26 protein-coding genes are annotated in these 25,116 nt (G+C 69.6%); 15 read left to right on the top strand and 11 right to left on the bottom strand.

Annotated features, from left to right (window positions below; translation table 11 throughout):
- The first annotated feature begins 125 nt into the window (after positions 1-125).
- A complete protein-coding gene (locus Q5696_RS15570) occupies positions 126-1,040 on the top strand; it encodes an NAD-dependent epimerase/dehydratase family protein (RefSeq protein WP_305092203.1) in 915 nt (304 codons plus the stop codon).
- A 74-nt stretch (positions 1,041-1,114) separates the two neighbouring features.
- On the opposite strand, the gene Q5696_RS15565 is transcribed toward Q5696_RS15570, so the two are convergent.
- Genes Q5696_RS15565 through pcaH form a run of 6 tightly spaced genes read right to left on the bottom strand, consistent with a single transcriptional unit; the run spans position 1,115 to position 7,037 of the window.
- A complete protein-coding gene (locus Q5696_RS15565; protein ID WP_305092202.1) occupies positions 1,115-2,326 on the bottom strand; it encodes an acetyl-CoA C-acetyltransferase in 1,212 nt (403 codons plus the stop codon).
- The gene (locus Q5696_RS15560; RefSeq protein ID WP_305092201.1) at positions 2,319-3,149 is read right to left on the bottom strand and encodes an IclR family transcriptional regulator; all 831 of its coding nucleotides are present in this window, start codon (positions 3,147-3,149) and stop codon (positions 2,319-2,321) included. The genes Q5696_RS15565 and Q5696_RS15560 overlap by 8 nt, the downstream gene beginning before the upstream one ends.
- 2 nt (positions 3,150-3,151) lie before the next feature.
- A complete protein-coding gene (gene pcaDC / locus Q5696_RS15555) occupies positions 3,152-4,327 on the bottom strand; it encodes a bifunctional 3-oxoadipate enol-lactonase/4-carboxymuconolactone decarboxylase PcaDC (protein ID WP_305092200.1) in 1,176 nt (391 codons plus the stop codon).
- Entirely contained in the window at positions 4,324-5,664 is a 1,341-nt protein-coding gene (gene pcaB / locus Q5696_RS15550; protein WP_305092199.1) for a 3-carboxy-cis,cis-muconate cycloisomerase, read from the bottom strand. The genes pcaDC and pcaB overlap by 4 nt, the downstream gene beginning before the upstream one ends.
- A gap of 13 nt (positions 5,665-5,677) precedes the next feature.
- The gene (pcaG, locus tag Q5696_RS15545; protein ID WP_305092198.1) at positions 5,678-6,322 is read right to left on the bottom strand and encodes a protocatechuate 3,4-dioxygenase subunit alpha; all 645 of its coding nucleotides are present in this window, start codon (positions 6,320-6,322) and stop codon (positions 5,678-5,680) included.
- Complete coding sequence (gene pcaH, locus Q5696_RS15540; RefSeq protein ID WP_305092197.1) at positions 6,315-7,037, bottom strand: protocatechuate 3,4-dioxygenase subunit beta; 723 nt, start codon at positions 7,035-7,037, stop codon at positions 6,315-6,317. Before pcaH ends, pcaG begins: the two co-directional genes overlap by 8 nt.
- 191 nt (positions 7,038-7,228) lie before the next feature.
- On the opposite strand from pcaH, the gene Q5696_RS15535 reads away from it, so the two are divergent.
- A complete protein-coding gene (locus Q5696_RS15535) occupies positions 7,229-7,975 on the top strand; it encodes a CoA transferase subunit A (RefSeq protein WP_305095326.1) in 747 nt (248 codons plus the stop codon).
- On the top strand, positions 7,972-8,619 hold the full coding sequence (locus tag Q5696_RS15530; protein WP_305092196.1) for a CoA transferase subunit B: 648 nt from the start codon (positions 7,972-7,974) through the stop codon (positions 8,617-8,619). Before Q5696_RS15535 ends, Q5696_RS15530 begins: the two co-directional genes overlap by 4 nt.
- Here Q5696_RS15530 and Q5696_RS15525 read toward each other — a convergent pair.
- Genes Q5696_RS15525 through cofD form a run of 4 tightly spaced genes read right to left on the bottom strand, consistent with a single transcriptional unit; the run spans position 8,594 to position 12,742 of the window.
- Entirely contained in the window at positions 8,594-9,835 is a 1,242-nt protein-coding gene (locus Q5696_RS15525) for a hypothetical protein (RefSeq protein ID WP_305092195.1), read from the bottom strand. The two genes, Q5696_RS15530 and Q5696_RS15525, sit on opposite strands and share 26 nt — an antisense overlap.
- Before the next feature lie 2 nt (positions 9,836-9,837).
- Positions 9,838-10,395, bottom strand: a complete 558-nt coding sequence (locus tag Q5696_RS15520; RefSeq protein ID WP_305092194.1) for an NUDIX hydrolase — start codon at positions 10,393-10,395, stop codon at positions 9,838-9,840.
- Positions 10,392-11,747 carry a coenzyme F420-0:L-glutamate ligase gene (locus tag Q5696_RS15515; protein ID WP_305092193.1) on the bottom strand — a complete coding sequence of 452 codons (1,356 nt, stop codon included), beginning with the start codon at positions 11,745-11,747 and terminating at the stop codon, positions 10,392-10,394. Before Q5696_RS15515 ends, Q5696_RS15520 begins: the two co-directional genes overlap by 4 nt.
- Positions 11,744-12,742, bottom strand: coding sequence for a 2-phospho-L-lactate transferase (gene cofD / locus Q5696_RS15510; protein WP_305092192.1), 999 nt, complete (start codon positions 12,740-12,742; stop codon positions 11,744-11,746). The genes Q5696_RS15515 and cofD overlap by 4 nt, the downstream gene beginning before the upstream one ends.
- A 501-nt stretch (positions 12,743-13,243) precedes the next feature.
- Between cofD and Q5696_RS15505 the strand changes: the two genes are divergently transcribed.
- The gene (locus tag Q5696_RS15505; RefSeq protein ID WP_305095325.1) at positions 13,244-13,477 is read left to right on the top strand and encodes a WhiB family transcriptional regulator; all 234 of its coding nucleotides are present in this window, start codon (positions 13,244-13,246) and stop codon (positions 13,475-13,477) included.
- Between the two features lie 108 nt (positions 13,478-13,585).
- On the opposite strand, the gene Q5696_RS15500 is transcribed toward Q5696_RS15505, so the two are convergent.
- Positions 13,586-14,062 carry a metallopeptidase family protein gene (locus tag Q5696_RS15500; protein WP_305092191.1) on the bottom strand — a complete coding sequence of 159 codons (477 nt, stop codon included), beginning with the start codon at positions 14,060-14,062 and terminating at the stop codon, positions 13,586-13,588.
- 121 nt (positions 14,063-14,183) lie between these two features.
- On the opposite strand from Q5696_RS15500, the gene Q5696_RS15495 reads away from it, so the two are divergent.
- The 11 genes from Q5696_RS15495 (at position 14,184) to ahcY (ending at position 25,064) form a co-directional block, all read left to right on the top strand.
- On the top strand, positions 14,184-14,582 hold the full coding sequence (locus Q5696_RS15495) for a DUF3499 domain-containing protein (RefSeq protein ID WP_305092190.1): 399 nt from the start codon (positions 14,184-14,186) through the stop codon (positions 14,580-14,582).
- 165 nt (positions 14,583-14,747) lie between these two features.
- Positions 14,748-16,130 (top strand): phosphomannomutase/phosphoglucomutase, encoded by a 1,383-nt coding sequence (locus Q5696_RS15490; protein WP_305092189.1) that lies wholly within the window; start codon positions 14,748-14,750, stop codon positions 16,128-16,130.
- An 82-nt stretch (positions 16,131-16,212) separates the two neighbouring features.
- Positions 16,213-17,334: a tobH protein gene (locus Q5696_RS15485; RefSeq protein ID WP_305092188.1), complete on the top strand. Its 1,122-nt coding sequence runs from the start codon at positions 16,213-16,215 to the stop codon at positions 17,332-17,334.
- Positions 17,334-18,587, top strand: a complete 1,254-nt coding sequence (gene manA, locus Q5696_RS15480; RefSeq protein ID WP_305092187.1) for a mannose-6-phosphate isomerase, class I — start codon at positions 17,334-17,336, stop codon at positions 18,585-18,587. Before Q5696_RS15485 ends, manA begins: the two co-directional genes overlap by 1 nt.
- Positions 18,588-18,653: 66 nt before the next feature.
- A complete protein-coding gene (locus Q5696_RS15475) occupies positions 18,654-19,574 on the top strand; it encodes a cation diffusion facilitator family transporter (RefSeq protein ID WP_305092186.1) in 921 nt (306 codons plus the stop codon).
- Between the two features lie 77 nt (positions 19,575-19,651).
- Positions 19,652-21,187, top strand: a complete 1,536-nt coding sequence (locus Q5696_RS15470) for an amino acid permease (RefSeq protein ID WP_305092185.1) — start codon at positions 19,652-19,654, stop codon at positions 21,185-21,187.
- Between the two features lie 105 nt (positions 21,188-21,292).
- On the top strand, positions 21,293-22,522 hold the full coding sequence (locus Q5696_RS15465; RefSeq protein ID WP_305092184.1) for an alkane 1-monooxygenase: 1,230 nt from the start codon (positions 21,293-21,295) through the stop codon (positions 22,520-22,522).
- Entirely contained in the window at positions 22,519-22,686 is a 168-nt protein-coding gene (locus tag Q5696_RS15460) for a rubredoxin (protein ID WP_305092183.1), read from the top strand. Before Q5696_RS15465 ends, Q5696_RS15460 begins: the two co-directional genes overlap by 4 nt.
- Before the next feature lie 2 nt (positions 22,687-22,688).
- A complete protein-coding gene (locus Q5696_RS15455) occupies positions 22,689-22,871 on the top strand; it encodes a rubredoxin (protein ID WP_305095324.1) in 183 nt (60 codons plus the stop codon).
- A 22-nt stretch (positions 22,872-22,893) separates the two neighbouring features.
- Entirely contained in the window at positions 22,894-23,502 is a 609-nt protein-coding gene (locus Q5696_RS15450) for a TetR/AcrR family transcriptional regulator (RefSeq protein ID WP_305092182.1), read from the top strand.
- An 83-nt stretch (positions 23,503-23,585) separates the two neighbouring features.
- Positions 23,586-25,064, top strand: a complete 1,479-nt coding sequence (gene ahcY / locus Q5696_RS15445) for an adenosylhomocysteinase (protein WP_305095323.1) — start codon at positions 23,586-23,588, stop codon at positions 25,062-25,064.
- Positions 25,065-25,116 lie beyond the last annotated feature (52 nt).

Genomic DNA, 25,116 nt, shown 5'->3' with positions numbered 1-25,116 from the left:
TTCCGTCGTGTGACGAAAAGAGGTGTGGTCGAATTTCTCGGTCGGTGAGAAGAGGGGGAGGGGTGTGGGCGAGTCGTCCGTAGGTTCGGGGGAGTTGTTCGCATCACCTACAGGAGAGGCCTTCCATGAAGATCCTGATTGTCGGCGGCACCGGCATGATCGGCGCCCACACGGCACTTCACCTACGCGAGCAGGGCAACGACGTCACCGTCGCTGCGCGTAACCCGCTGGCCGACGATTCGCCGGTGCACGATTTCCCGGTGCTGCTCGGCGACTACACGGAGCAGACCTTCACGGCCGACCAGTTGGCCCCGTTCGATGCCGTCGTGTTCGCCGCGGGCCAGGACATCCGGCACATGGGCCGTGACGTCGACGAGGCGGAATTCTGGGAGAAGACGCAGTCCGGCGGCGTGCCGCGGTTCGCCGCGCTGGCCAAGGAGGCCGGGGTGTCCCGGTTCGTCCAGGTCGGCAGCTACTACCACCACCTGCGGCCGGAGTACGCGGAGACGATGCCGTACGTCGCGGCGCGCAAGGCGGCCGACGAGGGTGCCCGCGCGCTCGCGGACGAGAACTTCACCGTCGTGACGCTGAACCCGCCGTCGATCCTGGGCGCCATCAGCGGGGTGTCCGCCAAGCGGTACCGCCGACTGTTCTCGTGGGCCGCGGGCAACGAGCCGCAGATCCCGGACTTCGCCCCGGCCGGCGGCACGAACTACATGTCGGCGCAGTCGCTCGCCGAGGCGATCTGGGGTGCGCTGCAGCACGGCGAGTCCAAGGCGTACCTGATCGGCGACCAGAACCTCACGTTCACCGAGTACTTCCAGCTGCTCGTCGACGCCGCCGGTGGCGACCGCACCATCGAGGAACGTGACGAGGAGCATCCGCTGCTGCCGGACAGCTTCATCGTCCAGGGCCGCGGCAACGTCATCGCATACGAGACCGATCCGGAGGAGACCGCTCTGCTCGGCTACGGCAAGGGTGACTGCGCCCGCGCGCTCGCCGAGATGTACGAGACCGTCAAGGCTGCCGCCGCCCACTGACGCTTCACCTATGTCTACGAAAAGGTCGGCCCCGCAGAATGATCCGCGAGGCCGACCTTCTCGTCGTATCGGTGTCAGGCGATGCGCTCGAACACCGCGGCCAGGCCCTGGCCGCCGCCGATGCACATGGTCTCGAGGCCGTAGCGGGCCTCGCGACGGTCCATCTCGCGCAGCAGCGTGGCGAGGATACGGGCACCGGTCGCGCCGACCGGGTGACCCAGCGAGATGCCCGAGCCGTTCGGGTTCAGCCGCGGATCGTCGGGCTCGAGGCCCCACGTGCGGGTCACGGCGAGGGCCTGCGCCGCGAAGGCCTCGTTGAGTTCGATGACGCCCATGTCGGCCAGTCCCAGCCCCAGTCGGCTCAGGGCCTTCTCGGTCGACGGGACCGGGCCGATACCCATCGTCCGCGGCGGCACACCGGCGACGGCCCAGCTGGCGAGCCGGGCCAGTGGACGCAGGCCGAGGGCCTTCGCCTTCTCCGGCGTGGTGACGATCGCGATCGCGGCGCCGTCGTTCTGGCCGCTGGCGTTGCCGGCGGTGACGGTCGAATCGGGGTCGATCTTGCCGCGGATCGGGCGCAGCTTCGCGAGCGATTCGACGCTGGTGTCGGCGCGGGGATGCTCGTCGGTGTCGACGACGAGCGGGTCACCCTTGCGCTGCGGGACGGTCACCGGGACGATCTCCTGCGCGAACACCCCACCCTGCTGCGCCGCGACGGCGCGCCGGTGGGACTGTACGGCCAGCGCGTCCTGGTCCGCGCGGCTGATCGCGAACTCGGCGCGCAGGTTCTCGGCGGTCTCGATCATGCCGCCGGGCACCGGATAGTTGCGGCCACCGGCGGTCACCCGGGCGCGGGCCAGACGGTCGCTGAGGGCGACTGATTCGCCGCGGACGCCGTACCGCATGCCGGTGGCGTAGAACTCGGCCTGGCTCATGGACTCGACACCGCCGGCGAGGACGAGGTCGCTGCCGCCGGACTGGACCTGCATCACGGCCTGGACGATCGCCTGCAGACCCGAGCCGCAGCGGCGGTCGACCTGAAGACCCGGAACGTCCACTCCGAGTCCGGCGTTCAGTGCCGCGATGCGGCCGATCGCGGGGGCCTCACCGCCGGGGGAGGCCTGGCCGAGGATCACGTCGTCGATGTCGGTACCGGAAATGCCGGTGCGGGTGACGAGTTCGGTGATGACGGTGGCCGCGAGGTCCTCGGGGGCGATGTCCCGGAAGACCCCGCCGAAACGGCCGACGGGGGTGCGGAGCGGTTCGCAGATGACTGCGTCAGGCATGGCTACTTCCTTGATGCGGAGACGATTGAGACTGGGTGCGGGCGAGATCGGCCGAGATGGCCTCGGCGGTCGCGACGGCGGCCGGGACGAGTATGTCGTGCACCGCCTCCATCTCGTACCGCGCCGCCTGCGTCGAGATGTTCACGGCCGCAACGACAGTGCCCGACCGGTCGCGGATGGGTGCGGCGAGCGAACGCAGCCCCTCCTCGAGTTCCTGGTCGACGACGCAGTAGCCGTCGGCCCGGATCTTGTCGAGTTCGGCGCGCAACGCGTCGGGAGTCGCTATGGTGCGGCCGGTGAGCGGGGTCAGGTCGACGCGCCCGAGGTAGGCGTCGAGGTCGGCGGGGCCGAGCCCGGCGAGCAGCACCCGGCCCATCGACGTCGCGAACGCGGGGAACCGGGTCCCGATGGTGATGGAGACGGTCATGATCCGCCGAACCGGCACGCGGGCGACGTACACGACGTCGCCGTCGTCGAGGATCGAGACCGACGTCGACTCGTGGACCCGCTCCGACAGCGCCTCGAGGTGCGGGCGGGCGATGTCGGGCAGCGACAGGCTCGACAGGTAGCTGTACCCGAGTTCGAGGACCCGCGGCGTCAGCCAGAACACCGAGCCGTCGGTGCGGACGTAGCCGAGTTCGACGAGGGTGAGCAGGAATCGACGGGCCGTCGCGCGGGTGAGCTCGGTCGCGCGGGCCACGTCGCTGAGCGTGCGCCGCGGGTTCTCGGCGTCGAACGCCTTGATCACCGACAGACCTCGTGCGAGCGATTGCACGTAGTCGGTCGATACCCCGGTCGGCTCGATCCCGCTCGAATTCGTCACTGTCACGTACTCCCCTCGATGGCGCCCGCCAGGTCGGCGAGGGCCTGCTTGCCGAGCGCGAACGCCCGGTTGCTGTTCGGCACACCCGCGTACACCGCGGTGTGAAGGAATACTTCCACGAGCAGCTCGGGGTCCATACCGGCCCGCAGCGCGGCCCGGATGTGCATGTCGAGTTCGTGTTCGTTGCCGACCGCGGTGAGGATCGCCATCGTGAGCAGACGCCGGGTGGGGTGGTCGAGGCCGTCGCGGGCCCAGATGTCGCCCCACGCGGTGCGGGTGATGAAGTCCTGGAACGGCTCGGTGAACGCGGTGCTGCCGGCGATCGCCCGATCGACGTGGGCGTCGCCGAGCACCGAGCGGCGCACCGCCATACCGGCGTCGTGCACGGCGCGGCGGGACACACCCACCGGTGTCGCCGCGGCGATGTGGCGTTCGATCAGCCGGGTGACCGCACCGGCCTGCTCGACGTTGGCCAGATGCGCGCCGGGGGACAACACGTGCAGCTGCGCGCCGGCGATGCCGTCGGCGATCACCTGCAGGGTCGACGGCGGGGTCGGGCCGTCCTGCTCGGCGGCGATCACCAGCGTGGGGGCGACGATGCGCGCGAGGTCGGCGCGGCCGTCCCACTGCGACAGTGCCTCACAGCACGCGGCGTACCCTTCGTCGGAGGTGCCGCGCACCATCTCGACGTGCCGGGCGACGAGCTGCGGATCACGCTGCGCCAGTTCGGGAGTGAACCAGCGGCCGACGATCGACTCGGCGATCGACGCGACACCGTCGGCGCGGACGGCCGCGGCCCGGTCGAGCCACGGTTGCGCCGGCGCGAACTGCGCCGCCGTGCACATCACGGTCAGGGTCTGTACCCGCTGCGGGTGGTTCGCGGACAGCCACTGCCCGACGGCGCCGCCGAGCGACAGGCCCACGACGTGCACCGAGTTCAGGCCGAGCTTGTCGAGCAGCGCGAGCACGTCGCCGCCGAGGTCGGCGATCGTGTACGGACCGGCCGGGGCGGGAGAGCCGCCGTGGCCACGATGGTCGACCGCGACGACGTGCGCGCGGGACGACAGGGCGTGGATCTGCGGGTCCCACATGTGCAGGTCGGAGCCCAGGGAGCCGAGCAGCAGAACCGGCGGGGCGGCGGGGTCGCCGTGTGTCTCGAAGTTCAGGTCCACGGTCATGGGTGTCCTCCGGTGGTTCGGGAAGCGAGGGCGCGGTCGACGAGATCGACGGCGTGGCCGAGATAGTGCGCGGGGTCGAGCAGGTCGCGTAGTTCACCGGCCGTCAGATGCGCGGTGATCTCGGGCGCCTGGTCGAGCGGGGTTCCGGAAGCCGCTGCGGCGGTGACGATGTCACGGGCGGCATCGGTGTGTGCGGCGAGTGCGCCGGTGACCCGTTCGGCGAGGATCAGGCCACCGGTGATGTCGAGGTTGCGGGCCATCGCGTCGGGGCGGACACGGAGTCCGCCGAGGCTGGAGGCCAGCCGGTGCGCGGCGCCTCCGGTGAGCCGCAGCAGGTCGCAGACCGTCTCCCACTCGGCGTGCCAGGCGCCGGCGGCACGGGCGAACTCGTGGTCCATCGACGACAGGACCGTCGACACCAGGCCCGGCACCCGCCGGGCCGCGGCCCGCGCGGTGATCGCCGCGACCGGATTCTGCTTGTGCGGCATGGCCGACGAGCCGCCGGGCGCGTCCTCGGCGACCTCGCCGAACTCGGTCGAGGCCATCGCGGTGACGTCGGTGGCCGGCTTGGAGATCGCACCGGCCGCGACCCCCAGTGCGGCGGCGAGGGCGGCGACGGGAGTGCGGGTGGTGTGCCACGGCACGACCTGCCGGGCCAGGCCCAGTTCGTCGGCGAGGGCATCGGCCACCGTAAGGCCGTGCGGATGCACGGCGGCGAGAGTGCCTGCCGCGCCACCGAACTGGACGGGCAGCGCCGACAGGGCCCGCTCGAGCTGTTCGGCCGCGTCGTCCAGGCCTGTCAGCCACGACACGGCCAGCGCCCCGAACGTCGTCGGCAGCGCCTGTTGCCCGAGAGTGCGCGCGACCATGGGGGTGGCGCGGTGCACCCGGGCGAGTTCGGCCGCGGCGTTCGCGGCCGCCCGCAGATCCGCGAGAACCAGACGCCCGGCCCTGCGCGACAACAGCATCAGCGCCGAGTCCATGACGTCCTGGCTGGTGGCGCCGACGTGCACGGCCGACGCCGGGACGCCGTGCTCGGCGCACGCGGCCCGCAGGATCTTCACGAGCGGGATCACCGGATTGCCGCCGGCCGCCGACTTCCGGCCCAGGTCGGCGACGTCGATCCCGCCGGGTGCGGCGAGCCGGGCCGCCACCGCGGTCACCGTCGCGGCCTGTTCGGCCGTCGCCAGCCCCGCGGTGGAGGCCGCCCGGGTCAGGGCCGCCTCCACCTCGAGTAGGGCGGCCACCCAGGCATGGTCCGACACCTGCGCCGCGACGGCAGTGTCGCTACCGGCGCCGAACACGGGATCGAACAGGTCGCCACGGGTGTGCGTCACGGCAGGCTCCTGATCACAGCTCGAAGAACGGCGTCTCGACACCGTCGGGATCACTGTCCTGAACATAGACCGTGAGGCTGTAGCCGTCTTCGGTCTCGGTCGCGATCAGCTTGGGGCGCTGCGACTCCGGCAGCGACACCAGCACCGGATCGACGGCGTGCGCGGCGGTGTCCTCGGGGAAGTACAACCGCGTGTACAGACGCTCGAGCATGCCGCGCGCGAAGATCCCGACGTTCACGTGCGGTGCCTCGACACCGCCGTCCTCGGCCGGTAGCGCACCGGGCTTGACGGTGTGGATTGCGGCGGTGCCGGTCTCGTCGGCACCGGCCCGGCCGAAGCCCCGGAACCCCGCGGGGACCGGCTCGGTTGCGCCGCGCGGATCGTCGGCATGCGCGAACCGTCCGGCGGCGTCGGCCTGCCAGGTCTCGACCATCGCGTCGGCGACGGGGACACGATTCCCGTCGATCACGGTGATGCGCAGCGTGATCCGGCCCTCGGCGCCGGCGGGTGCGGCGTCGGGGCCGTCCGCCCAGGGCAGGCCGATGTGCCAGTACGGGCCCACCGTCTGCGACGGGGTGACCCCGAACGCGGCGGTGGTGAAGTCGCCCGGCGTGACGGGGTAGGTGGGGGCGGTGTTCTCGGTGGATGCGTCAGTCATCGTGATCCTCGTCGTCCTCGAACGGGGTGGCGTCGCGTCCGCGCAGGACGATGTCGAAACGGAAGCCGAGCGCCCAGTCGGCCACGGTCGCGTCGTAGTCGAAGACGCTGACCATCCGGTGCCGTGCCTCCGCGGGCACCGCGTTGTAGATCGGGTCCTGGAAGAACAGCGGATCGTCCGGGAAGTACATCTGCGTCACCAGACGCTGCGTGAACGCGGTGCCGAACAGCGAGAAGTGGATGTGCGACGGCCGCCACGCGTTGTCGTGGTTGCGCCACGGGTAGGCGCCCGGCTTGATCGTGGTGAACGTGTAGTGGCCGTCGGCGTCGGTGACGCAGCGACCGACCCCGTCGAAGTGCGGGTCCAGTGGTGCGGGCCAGTTGTCGCCGGTGTGGCGGTAGCGGCCGCCGGCGTTGGCCTGCCACACCTCGAGCAGCGTGTGCGGGACGGGCTTGCCGTTCGAATCGAGGACGCGGCCGTGCACGATGATCCGCTGGCCCTGGGCCTCGCCGCCGTTCGCGATCGTCAGGTCGGCGTCGCCGGGGCGGACCCGGTCCTCGCCGAACACCGGCCCGGTGAGTTCGCCGAGACGCTGCGGCAGCAGTTTCAACGGCTGACGCGGGCTGCGCAGCCCGGTGGTCTTGTAGTCGGCGAAGTTCGGCGGGGCGTTCACGCCGGTGCCGATCGGCCGGTATTGAGGGGGTAGATGAAGCATGTGAGACCTCATGGGGGAACAGGGAACAGGTGAGGGGGAATCGAGTAAGGCTGTTCGCAATGTGGACGATGTGACGCTATACGAACAACGTAGTGCGTACGGGCGTGGCAATCAACGGCTCACCCCGGATTTGTTCGTCATGCGGACGAGGGTTCACAATACGCACATGTCGTCGTATGCTGACGAGCATGATGGACAAAGTCATTGCCACAGCGGCCGAGGCCGTCGCCGACATCCCGGACGGTGCAACCATCGCGGTCGGCGGATTCGGCCTGGTCGGAGTGCCCGAGATCCTCATCGATGCGCTCCTGGACCAGGGGGCGACGGACCTCGAGACCGTGAGCAACAACTGCGGTACCGACGGCTTCGGCCTCGGCGTGCTGCTCGAGAAGGGCCGCATCCGCCGCACCATCAGCTCGTACGTCGGCGACAACAAGGAGTTCGCGCGGCAGTACCTCTCCGGTGAGCTCGAGGTGGAGCTGACCCCGCAGGGCACGCTCGCCGAACGGCTGCGCGCCGGTGGCGCGGGCATCCCCGCGTTCTTCACCCCGGCCGGTGTCGGCACCCAGGTCGCCGAGGGCGGGCTGCCGCGCCGTTACGACGGCAACGGCGGCATCGCCGTCGCCAGCCCGGTCAAGGAGACCCGCGAGTTCGACGGCACGACGTACGTGATGGAGCGTGGCATCGTGGCCGACTTCGCCCTGGTGCACGCCTGGAAGGGTGATCGCCACGGCAACCTGGTCTTCCGCCGCAGCGCCCGCAACTTCAACCCGCCCGCCGCCGCCTCGGGCCGGATCACCATCGCGCAGGTCGAACACCTCGTCGAGCCGGGTGAGCTGGACCCGGACCAGATCCACACCCCGGGCATCCACGTGCAGCGCGTCGTGCCCGTGGGCAAGGTCACTGTCGGAATCGAGAAGCGAACGGTACGAGCATGACTCAGGTAACGATCCAGAAGCTGACCCGCGAACAGATGGCCGCGCGCGTCGCGCAGGAACTGTCCGACGGCCAGTACGTCAACCTCGGCATCGGCATGCCCACCCTGGTGCCGAACTTCATCCCCGAGGGCATCACCGTCGTACTGCACTCGGAGAACGGTGTGCTCGGCGTCGGGCCGTACCCCACCGAGGACGAACTCGACCCCGAGCTGATCAACGCCGGCAAGGAGACCATCACCACCCTGCCCGGCGCGTCGTTCTTCGACTCGTCGCAGTCGTTCGGGATGATCCGCGGCGGTCAGGTCGACGTCGCAGTGCTCGGCGCGATGCAGGTCAGCGCCACCGGTGATCTCGCCAACTGGATGATCCCCGGGCACATGGTCAAGGGCATGGGCGGCGCGATGGACCTGGTCCACGGCGCCAAACGCGTCATCGTGATGATGGAGCACGTCTCGAAGAAGGGTGAGTCGAAGATCCTCGACGAGTGCACCCTGCCGCTCACCGGCAAGGGCTGCGTGCAGCGGATCATCACCGACATGGCCGTCCTCGACGTCACCGACGAGGGCCTGCGACTGGTCGAGACCGCACCCGGCATCAGCGTCGACGAGGTCGTCGCCGCTACCGCCGCGACGTTGCTGCTCTGATCGAGAACCACGCGATCACGATCGCCGCTGCCGCGACGACCACCCCGACCGGCAGCGGCGACCCGACCAGTGCGAGCGGGTAGTCCACCTCGCCGGGCACGTAGGAGATCCAGCCGAAATCCCACTCCACCGGTGCGGACACGGAGAACAGGGTGACGGTCAGCGGTAACAGGGCGCCGGTCAGTGCGGTCGCCGGGTCGGCCGGCAATGTCGCGGCGACGACCAGTCCCACTGCGAACGGCACGACGAGGGTGTACCCGGCCGCGGCGAGCGTCGCCGGCGCCCACAGCCCGGTGACGACGGCGACGGCGAGCAGGCCGATACCGAGGTCGGGCATGGGCCGTCGCCGCCCCGTCGCGGCACCGGCCGCGAACAGCGCGACACCGGCGGCGACGAGCCACCCCGATCCGGGGAAGTAGGCCAGGATGTTCACCCCGACCGCGGCCACCGCGAACCCGGCGGCGAGGAATCGCCCACCCGAGGCGCCGGTCCACCGGGCAGCGGCCACGACGAGTCCGGCGGTGACGATCACCGCCACGGTCCAGGACGTGGGCGACGGCGACACCGATGCCGAGATCGACCCGAGCCCCGCGTACACGAACGTCGCAACGATCGGGAGTCCGGCCGCGACCGCGAGCGCGCGACGATCCGCGGCCGTGCCGGAGCGGGCCGTCCCTGCGGCGTAGCCGACGACGACCGCGGCGATGGCCGCCACCGCGACCGGAATCGCGGCCTGCACCGGTAGGGCCTTGATCGACAGCGCCCACCGGTCCTCACGGCTCCGCCACAGGGCACCCGCGTAGAAGAGGTTCGCGCCCACCACACCGAACACGAGGGCGGCCTGCGCCGCCGGCACCCCGGCCCCGGCGTACGCGGCCGCCCCGAGTAGCAGGCCCGCCCCGACCGCGGTGAGCGAGATCGCCGGCGGCGCGGTCACCTCCACCCAGGCCGGCAGTGCGAGCAGGACCGCACCCGCCACGGCCGCGAGCGGGGCTGCGAACCGTTCCCGGCGCAGCGACAGCACCACGAGCACGAGTGCGGCGGTCAGCGCCGCGAGGGCGCCCGCCCACTGCGGGGTGACGACGAGCTGCCGGAACGTGCCCTCGACGGAGATGTGGTCCTGGACGGTGGTCTCGCGGATCGCGAACACCGCGACCGCGCCGCCGACGAGTCCGGCCGCGACCGGTGCGGTCCGGGCGGCCGCAGACACCGTCACAGTCACCGCTGCCGCGCCAACGTCACCAGGTGGTCGATCGTCTCCTTCTCGGCGCCGTCGGGGAGGGCGTCGACCGGCCACCAGCGCAGGTCCTGGGATTCGTCGCTGATCGTGGCGGGCGTGTCGGCGGCCGGGCCGGGTGCGGTGACGAGGAAACGCAGGTCGAGGTGCCGGGTCGGCACCCCGAGCGAGCACGTGATCGGGTGCGTGTGCGCCGACAGCAGCCGCGGATCGATCCGCAGCCCGGCGATCCCGGACTCCTCCCGGGCCTCCCGCAGGGCCGCGTCGACGACCGTGTCGTCGCCCTCCTCGCAGTGCCCGCCGAGCTGGATCCACCGGCCCACCCGCGGATGCAGGGTGAGTAGCACATGTTCGTGGGGTGCGTCGAGGACGAGCGACGACGCCGTGATGTGCCCGGGGACGTGCGCACGCAGACAGCCGTCGGGTGCCGAGTCGAGGAACGCGAGCATCGTGTGCCGCAACGAGTCCGCGGCGTCGGAGTCGGCGGCCCAGTCCGTGAGTGCCGCCCGCGCCGAGGCGTGCAGCGACCGGGCGCTCACAGCTCCACCAGTGCGTCACCGGGAACCCGCGGTTCGCGCGGCGTCAACGGTTCGAGGGGGTGGCCGACGGCGATCGCCCCCAGCGGCTGCCAGTCGGCCGGCAACTCCAGTGCTGCCCGGACGGTGTCGGCCGCGAAGATCGTCGACCCGATCCAGCAGCTGCCGATGCCGCGCGTCGCGAGCGACACCAGCAGCCCCTGTACGGCGGCACCGACCGCGACCGTGAACATCGTCGACTCGGCGCGGGTCCGCCGCTCGTCCGGATAGTCGTGTGCCCCGTCCGGCACACAGAAAGGGATCACCACCTCCGGGGCGCGGAACAGGATGTCGCCGCGCGCGATCCGCTTCTCGATCCGCCCGGCGTCCAACCCGTCGGACGCGAGGTCCGCCCGCCAGCGCTCCCGCATCGCGTCCAGCAGGCGGGTGCGGACGTCGGGGCTGCGCAGCCACACGAACCGCACCGGGCGGGTGTGGTGCGGGGCGGGCGCGGTGAGCGCGTCCGCGATCGCCGCGCGCAGTACCTCCGGGTCGACCGGTTCGTCGGAGAACTCGCGTACCGACCGGCGCAGCAGCAGTGCCTCGCGCCGGCCCTGCTCGAACGACTCCGCGGTGCCCAGCCAGAACAGGTCCTCGGAGCCGCGGCGGATCAGATCCTGCGCCGACGAACCGTCGTCGACGAGACCGTCCGCGGCCAGACCCCGGACGACTGCCACCGGCATGCCGCCCAGCTTGCCCTTGACGAGGTCGGCGGCGGCGGCGAGTTCGTCGGCGACGGCCACCTCGGTCACCATCAGCTCGTTGCCCTGACCGTCGACCGAGCCGGCGTACGCGTGCAGCACCGGAATGCCGGACGCGCCGATCGCGGCGTCGATCTGCCCGATCCGCCACGCCCGCCCCATCGTGTCGGTCACCACGACCGCGACCCGGATCCCGAGACGATTCTCGATGTCCTGCCGCAGCTTTCGGGCACTGCCGTCCGGGTCCTCCGGTAGCAGAGCCAGCTCGGCGCCGTCGACGTTGGAGCCGTCGATACCCGACGCGGCCTGCACGATGCCGAGCTTGTTCTCGGTGATGAGGGTGCGCCCCTTGCGGGCCACGACCCGCACCGCCTCCTGGTCGACGAGTCGCCTGCGCGCCGCGTCCCGTTCGTCGGGGTCGGTGGGGGAGGCCACGATCCGGCCCTCGACCTTCGAGAACACCTTGCTCGTGACGACGAGGACGTCGCCGTCCGCCAGCCACGGTGCCGCGTCGACGATCGACGCCGCCAGATCGTCCCCCGGACGGAACTCGGGCAGACCGGGTACCGGCAGAATTTCGAGGCCCCCGCCGGCCCCGTGATCGCGTACCGTCACAACACGACTCCGGCCACGTCGAAGGCTGCGCGCACCATGTCGGCGGTCGCGTCGGGATCGGTCATGAGCAGCGGAACACTGCGCACGTCGACACTGGGCACGTCGGCGGTGTCGGTGGAGTGGATCAGCCAGCCGTCGAGGATGCCGGTCGCCGAGCGGGCACCGTAGTGGCGTCCGATGGCCTCCGCCGACGTCTCGACGCCGATCACGGACAGGCATTCGTCGGCCATGCCGCGCAACGGCTTTCCGTCGATCACGGGGGACAGGCCGACGACCTTCGCGGCCGTCGTGCGCAGTGCGCCGCGGATACCGGGGACGGCGAGGATCGCGCCGATGCTGACGACCGGGTTCGACGGGGCCAGCAGCACCACGTCCGCGGTCTCGATCGCCTCGAGCACCCCGGGCGCCGGGGTCGCCTGATCGGCGCCGATGTGAGCGAAGCTGTGTGTGGGGATCTGCGCGCGGTAACGCACCCACCACTCCTGGAAGTGGATCGCCTTCTGCATCGGATCCGCCGGATCGGAGTCGGGATCGGTGACGACGACGTGGGTTTCGCTGCGATCGTCGGTGACCGGGAGCAGTGAGACACCCGGCTGCCAGCGGTTGCACAGCGCTTCGGTCACGGCGGAGAGCGGATATCCGGTGCGCAGCATCTGGCTGCGGATCAGGTGTGTGGCGATGTCGCGGTCACCGAGACCGAACCAGTCGGGCTGGGCGCCGTAGGCGGCGAGTTCCTCTTTGGCGTTCCAGGTTTCGCCGATGTGGCCCCAGCCGCGTTCGGGGTCGATGCCGCCGCCGAGGGTGTACATGCAGGTGTCGAGATCAGGGCAGATCCGCAGACCGTGCATCCACACGTCGTCGCCGACGTTGACCACGGCCGTGATCCGATGCACAGGGTCGTCGCCGGCCTCGCCGGGGACGACCCCGAGCAGGTTCCGAACTCCTTGGAGGAATCGAGCCCCTCCGACGCCGCCAACCAATACAGTCACGTTCACGTCCCGAAGCCTAGGCGGTGCCCTCGGAGCTGTCGGGTTCTACCACGTCTGCGCGGGGAGCGCGGGATGGTAAACGACATTCCCGATTCGGCTTGACCCGACACGCCAACGCGTGTCTAATCACATTTATGTCATTCCGGGTTCGTGGGGCGAGTTCACCCGGTATGGCTCTTTTCCCGAACTTTCGTGCGGGTACTCGTCCGGACGAATATCGAGGTGGGAGAAGCAATTCGGAAGCAGCGGGAGAGCAGCGGGAATTCGAGGGTGTTCCCGGCTCTGCGCAGTGAAGGTAAGTGAGGAGGCGGAGCGATGCACGTTCAGCAGTACGAGTTCGATACTCCCGAAACTCCTCTGGCCGTGGCCGGTGCGCGATCGCGCACCGGGTTCGACACGGGGGTGGACACGGGTTCGTCGGCAGTGGTGCCGGTCGGAGAGGGTGTCGTGGACTTCGAGCTCGGGGTGAGTGTGCCCCGGCTGAGTCTGATTCCGGGATTCGACGCGATGTACGACGACGAGGACGATCAGTGGCAGGAGCGTGCACTGTGCGCGCAGACCGACCCTGAGGCGTTCTTTCCCGAGAAGGGCGGATCGACGCGCGAGGCCAAACGCATCTGCATGGGGTGCGAGGTGCGCAACGAGTGCCTCGAGTACGCACTCTCGAACGACGAGCGGTTCGGTATCTGGGGTGGCATGTCGGAGCGTGAGCGCCGTCGCCTCAAGCGCGGAATCATCTGACGTCCAACAGCTTTCGGCGCCTCTCGTTGCGAGGGGCGCCGTTTCTGTCCGGTGGGCCGGTCCGGTGAGCAGGTCCCGATCGGGTCCGGGATGCAGGGCCGGTTCGGGTCAGCCTTGTGGGTCGACGACGTCCGGGTCGACCCCGAGATAGGTGGCGACCTGCTCGACGAGAACGTCGTGCACGAGGTCCTCGAGATCGTCGGGATTCTTGGCTCGCAGTTCGAGCGGCCGCCGGAACAGCACGATGCGGGCCCGGGTCGTCGTCCCGTGCCGGTCGATACCGGCCGGGATCAGCCGTGACAGCGGCACCGGGCCGTCGGCGACCACCTCGGGTGGCCAGTTCACCGAATCCGGGTCGATCGCCCGGATGCGCGGCACGTCGTCCACGGCGATGTCGAGTTTCGTGAGCCGGTCGTGCCAGCGCGCGTCGACGGGTTCGAACGCGTTCAGGACCAGATGGTCGAACTTCTCGGCGCGGGTCCGGGCCGCCGGCAGGTGCGGCGGCAGCAGCGGCCCGCGGATTCCCCGGCCGTGCCGCGTGACGGAACGGGACGTCGAGGGGCGGGGACGACGAGCTCTGGCCATGGTGGGGACACTACCGCGACCCGGCGTCGCTCCCGTCCGGTGAGCAGGTCGGTGACGGTTCGGGTGGCCTTCCGTGTGTCGGAGTAGGCCAACCGCGGAGATGGGGTTAGTCTCCTTGCTTGTGAGATCACTGCGTCGTTGCTGCCGGCCTGGGTGCAAGAACCCGGCTGTCGCGACCCTGACGTACGTGTACTCCGATTCCACCGCGGTGGTGGGTCCCCTGGCAACGGTCGCGGAACCACACTCGTGGGACCTGTGCGAGAGTCACGCGTCGCGGATAACCGCCCCCAAGGGGTGGGAACTCGTGCGATACGAGGGTGGGTTCTCGTCGAGCACCCCGGACGAGGACGACCTGACCGCGCTCGCCGAGGCGGTCCGCGAAGCGGGTCTGGGGGAGCGTTCCCGGGTCGACACCGGTTCGGACACGGAATCGTCGGCTGCCGTCGTCCCGTCGACGCCGCCGACCGCACGTACCGGCCGTCGCGGCCATCTCCGGGTCCTGCCCGATCCCGCCAACTGACGCGCCACCGGCCCCCGTCGAACCTCGACATTTCACTCAGGAAGCGCGAACGGGGCACTCCGCACTAGGCTCGTCGACGACCCGGTCGCGTCCACGCCACCGGGCCGGACAAGCGGTGCGGCGAACAATGCGCGTCGCATCAACGAACAGCAGGAGAACTCAGCAGTGGAGCGGTCCGTCGAATCCGTGAATGCCGTGATCAAGGCCTACGACGTGCGTGGCGTCGTCGGTGAGCAGATCGACGCCGACTTCGTTCGGGACGTCGGCGCGTCGTTCGCCCGCCTGGTCCGCGACGAGCAGGGTTCCGGCGAGCCGGTGACGCGGATCGTGATCGGTCACGACATGCGGGCCTCGTCGCCCGACCTGTCCCGCGCGTTCGCGGAGGGTGCCGTCGCACAGGGACTCGACGTCGTGCACATCGGACTCGCGTCCACCGACCAGCTGTACTTCGCGTCCGGCATCCTCGACTGCCCGGGTGCGATGTTCACCGCGAGTCACAACCCCGCCAAGTACAACGGCATCAAGCTGTGCCGCGCGGGCGCCAAGCCCGTCGGTCAGGACACGGGCCTGGCCGTCATCGCCGGTGAGGTCGCCGAGGGTGTCCCCGCGTTCGACGGCCCGGCCGGCACGGTCACCGAGGACGACGTGCTCGACCGGTACGCGTCGTTCGTGCGCGGCCTGGTGAACCTGTCCGAGCTGCGGCCGCTGAAGATCGCCGTCGACGCCGGCAACGGCATGGGCGGGCACACCGTGCCGGCCGTGTTCGGGCCCATGCCGGTGGAGGTGCTGCCGCTGTACTTCGAGCTCGACGGCTCGTTCCCCAACCACGAGGCCAATCCGCTGGATCCGGCGAACCTGGTCGACCTGCAGAAGTTCGTGCTCGACACCGGCGCCGACATCGGTCTCGCCTTCGACGGCGACGCCGACCGCTGCTTCGTCGTCGACGAGAACGGCGACCCGGTGTCGCCGTCCGCGGTGACCGCACTGGTCGCCGACCGGGAGCTGGCGAAGGAGCCCGGCGCCACCGTCATCCACAACCTCATCACGTCCCGGTTCGTCCCCGAGCTCGTCGAGAAGCTCGGCGGCACGGCCGTGCGGACCCGGGTCGGGCACTCGTTCATCAAGCAGCAGATGGCCGAGACCGGCGCGATCTTCGGTGGCGAACATTCCGCGCACTACTACTTCCGCGAGTTCTGGGGCGCCGACTCGGGCATGCTCGCCGCGCTGCACGTCCTCGCGGCACTCGGTGAACAGGACCGCCCGCTGTCGGAGCTGATGCGCTCGTACGAGGGCTATGCCGCGTCCGGCGAGATCAACTCGACCGTCGCCGACGCCGGTGAGCGGACGGCCGCCGTGGTCGACGCCTTCGCCGATCGGACGGTGTCCGTGGACCGGCTCGACGGGGTCACCGTCGACCTTCCGGACGGTGCCTGGTTCAACCTGCGCGCCTCCAACACCGAGCCGTTGCTGCGCCTCAACGTCGAGGCGCGAACCTCCACGGAGGTCGACGCGCTCGTCACCGAGATCCTCGCCGTCGTACGCGCCTAGCCGCCGCAAAAGCTGGGATACTCGAGTGACCTGGGAGCGTTCGGGGGGACAGGGGAGTGGGAGAAAGGGAGGTGTGTCGGTCATGACGGCACCGTCGTCTCTGCTCGATCTCGACGACGTCGACGCGCTGCTCGCTGCCGACGTCGACGGCACACTCCGGTTCGCGGCCCTCGGCGGCGCCCAGATCCGGGCGACGCAGGCCGCCGTCGAGGAAGGTGCGCTGGCGCGGCTGCGCGGGCTGCAACCGCGCAGCGTCGTGTTCGTCACCGGTACCGGGCGGGCCGAGCGGGCCGTCGACCTGGTCACGGCAACCGTCGGCGGCCGGATCGGCGTCCCGCTCGTCGCCTGCTCCGTGACACCGCCGTGGGCCGGGCCGCTGGACGTGGTCGTGGTCGCCGGCGACGACGCGGGTGATCCGCGGCTCGTCGAATCCGTGGACCGCGCGTTGCGGCGCGGAGCCGAAGTGGTGGTCGCCGCGCCCGACGAGGGCCCCTTGCGGTCGGCGGGTGCCGGTGGTGCGCTCACGCTTCCCCCACGGGTCGCGGTCCCGGACCGACACGCTCTGCTGCGGTACGTCGCGGTGTTCCTGGCCGTCGTCTCCGCTCTCGAATCCGAGCGCGGCGCCGCCGTGTGCCCGGACCTGAACCTGCTCGCCGACGCCGTCGACGACGAGTCGCTGCGGGCGCACCCCCGCAACGAGGTGTTCCACAATCCGGCCAAGGCCCTCGCCGCCCGCATGCAGGGGCGACGGGTGGTCCTCACCGGGGACGGGCCGGCCACGATGCAGCTGGCCCGGCACGGCAGCGAGCTGCTGCTGCAGTCCGGGGCCGCGGTCGCCGCGGCCGCGGACCTGTCCGGTGTCCTGTCCGGCGTTCCGGCGTTCGCGGCCGCGGGGTCGACGGGGACGGCGGTGACCGGGTACGACCCGCTGTTCCACGACGAGCAACTCGACGGGCCGGCGCCCGGTCTGCCGCTGCGGGTGTTCGTGCTCGCCACGGAAACCGGCCGGGCGATCGCCGAACGCCGGGTGGCGGCGCTGCCGGACGCGGACGTGATCGTCGCCGTGAACGAGCAGGCGGCCACGCCGGCCGCTGTTCCCCTGTCGGCGGCACCGGACACCCGTGCAGAGATCGAGCAGATGGCAATTCTCGCCGGCCGCCTCGAAACGAGTGCGGCATATCTACGTCTGATCGGTGGTAACTAGTGCGCCAACTCGAAGGTGCGCTCCGGTCCTACGCCTGGGGGTCGCGAACTGCGCTCGCGGAACTGTGCGGCCGCACCAGCCCCAGCGCGCACCCGGAAGCGGAACTGTGGTTGGGAGCGCATCCCGCCGACCCGGCGCGGGTCGTCGAGGACGGCTCCCCACGCTCCCTGCGGGACGTCGTCGACGCCGACCCGGCCGGTGAACTCGGCGACCGGTGTATCGCCGAGTTCGGGGCGGACCTGCCGTTCCTGCTCAAGGTGCTCGCGGCGGAGGAGCCGCTGTCGCTGCAGGCGCATCCCAGTGCCGAGCAGGCCCGGGAGGGCTTCGCGCGGGAGGAGGCGGCGGGCATTCCGATCGATTCGCCCGAACGCAACTACCGGGACGCGAGTCACAAACCGGAACTGGTGGTGGCACTCACCCGGTTCGAGGCGCTCGCCGGCTTCCGGGACCCGCACCGGACCGTCCGCCTGCTCGAGGCACTTGCGGTACCGGAACTCGACCCGTACACGGGACTACTTGCCGGACAACCCGATTCGGGTGGTTTGCGGGCACTGTTCACGACGTGGATCACGCTGCCGTCCCCGGCACTGTCGGCGCTGCTCCCGGCCGTGCTCGACGGCTGTGTCGCCTACCTGTCCACCCCCGACGCGAGTGGGCTCGAATTCGCGGCCGAAGCGCAGACGGCACTCGAACTGAGCGAGGGCTACCCGGGCGATGCCGGGGTGCTGGCGTCGCTGCTGCTCAACCGGATCACCCTGGAACCGGGACAGGGCCTGTTCCTCGACGCCGGCAACCTGCACGCCTACCTGCACGGCACGGCCGTCGAGATCATGGCGAACTCGGACAACGTCCTGCGCGGCGGTCTGACCCCCAAACACGTCGACGTGCCCGAACTGCTGCGCGTCCTCGACTTCGATTCGGTCGACGTTCCGATCCTGACCCCCGTGCCCTCCCCGGACCCCGAGAACGGTGGGTGGGGCGTCTACGAGACCCCGGCACCGGAATTCCGGCTCGCGCGCATCGACCTCGACCTGGACACCACGGACGGCGCCGCGACCGGGTTCGGGTCGGGCGGCCCCCGGATCCTGCTGTGCACGTCCGGTGCCGCGAAAGTGACGTGCGAGACGCGGTCCCTCGTCGTCGAGAGCGGCGGTTCGGTGTGGATCTCCGCGGCGGACCGCGACATCCAGGTCCAGTCGTGCGCCGAGCACACACAATTGTTCGTCGCCGGGGTGGGCGCCGTCCACGGGTGAAGTGTGGCCTGCGCGTTTTCGTGCCGTACCCTGTGAGCCGCTCATTTTCGACGGGAGGAGTGGCCGGTGTCGGCGCACGGGGGTAAAAAAGCGATCTTCGCGGCACTCACCGCGAACGCGGGAATCGCGGTGGCGAAGTTCACCGGATTCCTCATCACGGGATCGTCGTCGATGCTGGCCGAATCGGTTCACTCGGTGGCCGACACGTCCAATCAGGGCCTGTTGCTGCTCGGCCAGAAGCGTGCCGAGCAGCAGGCCGACGACCTGCACCAGTTCGGGTACGGCCGCAACCGCTACTTCTATTCGTTCGTCGTCGCGCTCGTGCTGTTCACCCTCGGTTCGCTGTTCGCGATCTACGAGGGCATCCACAAGATCCAGCACCCCGAGGGCCTGTCGTCGCCGATCGTGGCCGTCGTCATCCTCGGTGTCGCGATCGCACTCGAGGGCTACAGCTTCGTCACCGCGGCGCGGGAGTCGCGTCCGCTCAAGGGGGACGCGAGCTGGTGGGGGTTCATCCGCACGTCGCGCAGCCCCGAACTGCCCGTCGTCCTGCTCGAGGACACCGGGGCCCTGATCGGCCTGGTCCTCGCGCTCGGCGGCGTCGGTCTGACGATGCTCACCGGCGACCCGGTCTGGGACGGCATCGGAACGCTGTGTATCGGCGTGCTGCTCGGCATCATCGCCGTCGTCCTCATCGTCGAGATGAAGAGCCTGCTCATCGGGGAGGGCGCGACACCCGACGAAGCGGAGAAGATCCTCGCCGCGCTCGTGGACGGGGTCCGCATCGACCGGGTCATCCACTGCCGCACCCAGTACCTGGGCCCGGACGAGATCCTGGTCGCGGCCAAGGTCGCGATCACCCCCGGACTCGACATCGGGGACGTCGCGACCGCGATCGACGACGCAGAGAAGAGGATCCGTACCGCACTACCCGCCGTCGAGCTGATCTACATCGAACCGGATCTGTACCGCACCACCGTGGGATGACAGTGTCGGGAGATCGTGCCGACAGGCGGTGTCCCGACATAGGCTTCCCCCATCTCACCCCTCCCGAGGAGGACCCGATGGCGACACCCGCCAGGAAGCCCGTGAGCAACCGCTCCGGGCTGTTCCGTACCAAGTCGATCGAGCAGTCGATCCGCGAGACCGACGAACCCGAGACCAAACTCCGCAAGGATCTGACGGGGTGGGATCTGACGGTATTCGGTGTCGCGGTGGTGATCGGTGCCGGCATCTTCACGCTGACCGCGCGGACCGCCGGCAACGTCGCCGGGCCGTCGGTGTCGCTCGCGTTCGTGTTCGCGGCGATCGCGTGTGCGTTCGCGGCGCTGTGCTACGCCGAATTCGCCTCCACGGTGCCCGTCGCCGGTAGCGCCTACACGTTCTCGTACGCCACGTTCGGCGAGTTCGTCGCCTGGATCATCGGCTGGGACCTCATCCTCGAATTCGCGCTCGCCGCCGCCGTCGTCTCGAAGGGCTGGTCGCTGTACCTCGGTGAGGTGCTCGGCGGTTCGCGGACGATCCTCCACCTCGGATCGATCGAGATCGACTGGGGGGCACTGCTGATCGTCACGATCATCACGGTGCTGCTGGCCGTCGGCACGAAGGTGTCGTCGCGGGTCTCGGCGGTCGTCACCGCCATCAAGGTCGCGGTCGTGCTGTTCGTCGTCGTGCTCGGCGCGTTCTACATCAAGGCGGAGAACTACTCGCCGTACATTCCGCCGTCGGAGGCGGGTACGACGGGCGAGGGCATCCACCAGTCGCTGTTCTCGTTCCTCACCGGCGCCGGCGGCAGCAACTTCGGCTGGTACGGACTGCTGGCCGCCGCCAGCCTGGTGTTCTTCGCGTTCATCGGTTTCGACGTCGTCGCCACCACCGCGGAGGAGACCAAGAACCCGCAGAAGGCGCTGCCGCGCGGCATTCTCGGTTCGCTCGCGATCGTCGCGGTGCTGTACGTCGCGGTCTCGCTCGTGCTCACCGGAATGGTGAACTACAAGGACCTCGCCGGCGACGACTCGACGCTCGCGACGGCCTTCGCGCTCAACGGCATGGACTGGGCCAAGAACCTCATTTCCTTCGGCGCCCTGGCGGGGCTGACGACCGTCGTCATGGTGCTCATGCTCGGCCAGACCCGCGTCCTGTTCGCGATGTCGCGGGACGGGCTGATGCCGCGGTCGCTCGCACCGACCGGCAAACGCGGCACCCCGGTGCGCATCACCGTCATCGTCGGTGTCGTCGTCGCGGCCCTGGCGGCCGTCTTCCCGATCGGCACCCTCGAGGAGATGGTCAACATCGGCACGCTGTTCGCGTTCGTGCTGGTGTCGATCGGTGTGGTGATCCTGCGCCGCACCCGCCCGGATCTGCCGCGTGGATTCCGGGTGCCGCTCGTGCCGCTGATCCCGATCCTCGCCGTCGTGTCGTGCCTGTGGCTGATGCTCAACCTGTCCGTCGAGACATGGCTGCGGTTCCTGATCTGGATGGCGCTCGGTGTCGTCGTGTACTTCGCCTACAGCCGTCGGCACTCGATGATCGGGATCCGGGAGCGGCAGGCGGCGGCTGCCGAGGCGGCGGGGGCGGCGGAGGACGGCACCGACTCCTGACTTTACAAATAAGCTTGATTGTCTAGACGCCTTACAGATGGGCGCGTATCGTCCACTCCTGAGTGGGGTCGATCACACTGACGACCCCTCGGGAAGGGGACGACGATGTCGAGCGAGGTGCGCGAGCCGGACGCGGCGGCGCCGGTGTGGCGGGACAAGAAGCGGTATCTGTGGCTGCTGGGCCTGATCCCGCCCACCGCGCTGTTCGTCGCGACGGGACTGGTGTGGGCGACGAACCGGCTGGGGCTCGACGCCGTCGCGCCCGTCTGGTGGTGGATCGGGCCGCTGCTCGTCTACGGGCTCCTCCCGATCCTCGACCTGTGGTTCGGGGACGACGGGCAGAATCCGCCCGACGAGGTGATGGAGCAGCTCGAGAACGACCGCTACTACCGATGGTGCACATACGCCTACATTCCGTTCCAGCTCCTCACGCTGGTCGCCGCGTGCTACCTGTGGTCGGCGGACGATCTGTCCTGGCTCGGCATCGACGGCGGGCTCGGGGTGGTGTCGAAGATCGGCCTCGCGATCAGTGTCGGCTGCGTCGCCGGCATCGGCATCAACACCGCCCACGAGCTCGGTCACAAGAAGGACGACCTCGAACGCTGGCTGTCGAAGATCACGCTGGCGCAGTCGTTCTACGGCCACTTCTACATCGAGCACAACCGGGGCCACCACGTGCGGGTCGCCACCCCGGAGGACCCGGCGAGTTCACGGTTCGGGGAGAGCTTCTGGGCGTTCCTGCCGCGCAGCGTGTGGGGGAGCCTGCGCTCGTCGTGGCGCCTCGAGAAGGCCCGGCTCGAACGGCTCGGCACGAGCCCGTGGACACTGCGCAACGACGTCCTGAACGCGTGGGCGATGTCGGTGGTGCTGTTCGGCGTCCTGATCGCGGTGTTCGGTGTCGGCGTCGCCCCGTATCTGCTGCTGCAGGCGGTGTTCGGCTTCACGCTGCTCGAGACGGTCAACTACCTCGAGCACTACGGGCTGCTGCGGCAGCGCACCGCGAGCGGCCGCTACGAACGGTGCACGCCCGCACACAGCTGGAACAGCGACCACATCTGCACCAACATCTTCCTGTACCACCTGCAGCGGCACAGCGACCATCACGCCAACCCCACCCGGCGCTACCAGACGTTGCGCAGCATGGACGTCGCACCGAACCTGCCGAGCGGCTACGCCGGCATGATCGTCCTCGCGTACGTGCCGCCGTTGTGGCGGAAGGTCATGGACCATCGGGTGCTCGCCCACTACGACGGCGACATCACGAAGGTGAACCTGCAGCCGAGCAAGCGCGAGAAACTGCTCGCGGCCCACGGTGTGAACGGGGGAACGGCATGAGCGCGTACCGATGCCCGGTGTGCGAGTACGTGTTCGACGAAACCGTCGGCGCGCCGAGAGAGGGATTCCCCGCCGGGACGGCCTGGACGTCGGTCCCCGACGACTGGTGCTGCCCCGACTGCGGGGTCCGGGAGAAGATCGATTTCGAACAGGTGGTGTCGTGACCGTGAAGGACTACAGGCTCTACCAGTGCGCGCAGTGCGGCTTCGAGTACGACGAGGAACTCGGCTGGCCCGACGAGGGCATCGCGCCGGGCACCCGGTGGGACGACATTCCCGACGACTGGCGGTGCCCGGACTGTGGGGCCGCCAAGGAGGACTTCTTCATGGTGGAGGTCGAACGCAGCTGAGGCGGTCTCTAGGCTCGTTCCCATGAGCGAGTCACCACGGCGGACACCGTATCCGGAGGCGTCGCGGCAACTGCTGCGCGAGTCGATTCTCGGTGCGGTCCACGACCTTCTGCTCGAACGGGACTGGCCTGCGGTGACGATGACGGACGTGGCGGCCGCGGTCGGGGTGAGCCGGCAGACGATCTACAACGAGTTCGGTAGCCGCCAGGGTCTCGCCGAGGGGTACGCGCTGCAGCTGGCGGACCGGTTCGTCGACGCGGTCACCTCGGCCGTGTATGCGCATCCGGGTGACGGGCACGCGGCCCTCGTCGACGGATTCGCGGCCTTCTTCCGGGCGAGCGCCGTCGATCCCCTGGTGCGGTCGCTGCGCAGCGGGACGGCCAAACCCGATCTGCTGCGGATCGTCACGATCGACAGCGGCCAGCTCATCGAACGGGCGTCGGGCCGTCTGGCAGAGACGTTCCGGCACAGCTGGATCGGGGCATCCGACGCCGATGCCGACACCCTGAGCCACGGCATCGTGCGGGTCGCGTTGAGCTACGTGTCGATGCCGCCGACATCCGATCGTGACGATGCGCGGGAGCTGGCGGCGTTGTTGGCTCCGTTCGTGAGCATCGTCGTCCGCAGCTGACGGTTGCCCGTCCCCGGTCGGGGATCGTCACCCGATAGCCTGGGGAACAGTTCAGACGGTTGACAGGAGAGGCAGTTATGACGATGTCGGGTTCCCCCGAAACAGCAGTCCCGGTGGCCGAGCACCGGGGCGGTATCGACTTCAAGGTGGCGGATCTGTCGCTCGCGGAGTTCGGGCGCAAAGAGATTCGGCTCGCCGAGCACGAGATGCCCGGTCTGATGGAGCTGCGCCGCGAGTACGCGGACGTGGCGCCGCTCAAGGGTGCCCGCATCTCCGGTTCGCTGCACATGACCATCCAGACCGCGGTGCTCATCGAGACGCTGACGGCTCTCGGTGCCGAGGTCCGCTGGGCGTCGTGCAACATCTTCTCGACGCAGGACCATGCGGCCGCGGCCGTCGTCGTCGGTCCGCACGGCACGCCGGAGGAACCCAAGGGTGTCCCCGTGTTCGCATGGAAGGGCGAAACCCTCGAGGAGTACTGGTGGGCGGCCGAGCAGATGCTCACGTGGCCGGGCACGACCGCCAACATGATTCTGGACGACGGTGGTGACGCCACGATGCTCGTGCTGCGCGGCGCACAGTACGAGAAGGCCGGCGTCGTCCCGCCCACCGAGGACGGCGACTCCGACGAGTACAAGGTGTTCCTTGCACTGCTGCGCAAGTCCCTCGAGGCGGACGGCGGCAAGTGGACCGCGATCGCCGAGTCCGTCAAGGGTGTCACCGAGGAGACCACCACCGGCGTGCTGCGCCTGTACCAGTTCGCGGCCGCCGGCGAACTGGCGTTCCCGGCGATCAACGTCAACGACTCGGTCACCAAGAGCAAGTTCGACAACAAGTACGGCACCCGCCACTCGCTGCTCGACGGCATCAACCGCGGCACCGATGTGCTGATCGGCGGCAAGGCCGCGCTGGTGTGTGGCTACGGCGACGTCGGCAAGGGCTGCGCGGAGGCGCTGCGCGGCCAGGGCGCGCGTGTCACGGTCACCGAGATCGACCCGATCAACGCGCTCCAGGCCATGATGGACGGCTACGACGTCAAGACCGTCGAGGAGTTCATCGGCCAGGCCGACATCGTCGTCACCGCGACCGGCAACAAGGACATCATCTCCTTCGAGCACATGAAGCAGATGAAGCATCAGGCGATCCTCGGCAACATCGGCCACTTCGACAACGAGATCGACATGGCGGGCCTCGAGCGTGCCGGTGACGTCACGCGCGTCAACATCAAGCCGCAGGTCGACGAGTTCACGTTTGCCGACGGCCACTCGATCATCGTGCTGTCCGAGGGCCGTCTGCTGAATCTGGGCAACGCCACCGGCCACCCGTCGTTCGTGATGTCCAACTCGTTCGCGAACCAGACGATCGCGCAGATCGAGCTGTGGACCAAGCCGGACGAGTACGACAACGAGGTCTACCGTCTGCCCAAGCACCTCGACGAGAAGGTCGCGAAGATCCACGTCGAGGCACTCGGCGGTTCGATCACCAAGCTGACCAAGGACCAGGCCGAGTACATCGGTGTGGACGTCGAAGGCCCCTACAAGCCGGAGCACTACCGCTACTAGCGGTAGTGGTGCTCGTGCGCACTTTCGGTAGCGGCCACTACCGAAAGTGCGC

Origin of the sequence: Prescottella sp. R16 (genome assembly GCF_030656875.1) — a bacterium.
Classification (GTDB): Bacteria; Actinomycetota; Actinomycetes; order Mycobacteriales; family Mycobacteriaceae; genus Prescottella.
This window is presented reverse-complemented; position numbering and strand designations above follow the sequence as displayed.

Bases quoted from the DNA above. Each gene is read 5' to 3' on its own strand.
- Q5696_RS15460 (WP_305092183.1), top strand. From the start codon at position 22,519: ATGAGCGCGTACCGATGCCCGGTGTGCGAGTACGTGTTCGACGAAACC.
- Q5696_RS15535 (WP_305095326.1), top strand. From the start codon at position 7,229: ATGGACAAAGTCATTGCCACAGCGGCCGAGGCCGTCGCCGACATCCCG.
- Q5696_RS15500 (WP_305092191.1), bottom strand. From the start codon at position 14,062: ATGGCCAGAGCTCGTCGTCCCCGCCCCTCGACGTCCCGTTCCGTCACG.
- Q5696_RS15485 (WP_305092188.1), top strand. From the start codon at position 16,213: ATGACGGCACCGTCGTCTCTGCTCGATCTCGACGACGTCGACGCGCTG.
- Q5696_RS15450 (WP_305092182.1), top strand. From the start codon at position 22,894: ATGAGCGAGTCACCACGGCGGACACCGTATCCGGAGGCGTCGCGGCAA.
- Q5696_RS15470 (WP_305092185.1), top strand. From the start codon at position 19,652: ATGGCGACACCCGCCAGGAAGCCCGTGAGCAACCGCTCCGGGCTGTTC.
- Q5696_RS15570 (WP_305092203.1), top strand. From the start codon at position 126: ATGAAGATCCTGATTGTCGGCGGCACCGGCATGATCGGCGCCCACACG.
- Q5696_RS15465 (WP_305092184.1), top strand. From the start codon at position 21,293: ATGTCGAGCGAGGTGCGCGAGCCGGACGCGGCGGCGCCGGTGTGGCGG.
- Q5696_RS15530 (WP_305092196.1), top strand. From the start codon at position 7,972: ATGACTCAGGTAACGATCCAGAAGCTGACCCGCGAACAGATGGCCGCG.
- pcaH (WP_305092197.1), bottom strand. From the start codon at position 7,037: ATGCTTCATCTACCCCCTCAATACCGGCCGATCGGCACCGGCGTGAAC.
- Q5696_RS15505 (WP_305095325.1), top strand. From the start codon at position 13,244: ATGTACGACGACGAGGACGATCAGTGGCAGGAGCGTGCACTGTGCGCG.
- ahcY (WP_305095323.1), top strand. From the start codon at position 23,586: ATGTCGGGTTCCCCCGAAACAGCAGTCCCGGTGGCCGAGCACCGGGGC.
- Q5696_RS15565 (WP_305092202.1), bottom strand. From the start codon at position 2,326: ATGCCTGACGCAGTCATCTGCGAACCGCTCCGCACCCCCGTCGGCCGT.
- pcaDC (WP_305092200.1), bottom strand. From the start codon at position 4,327: ATGACCGTGGACCTGAACTTCGAGACACACGGCGACCCCGCCGCCCCG.
- pcaG (WP_305092198.1), bottom strand. From the start codon at position 6,322: ATGACTGACGCATCCACCGAGAACACCGCCCCCACCTACCCCGTCACG.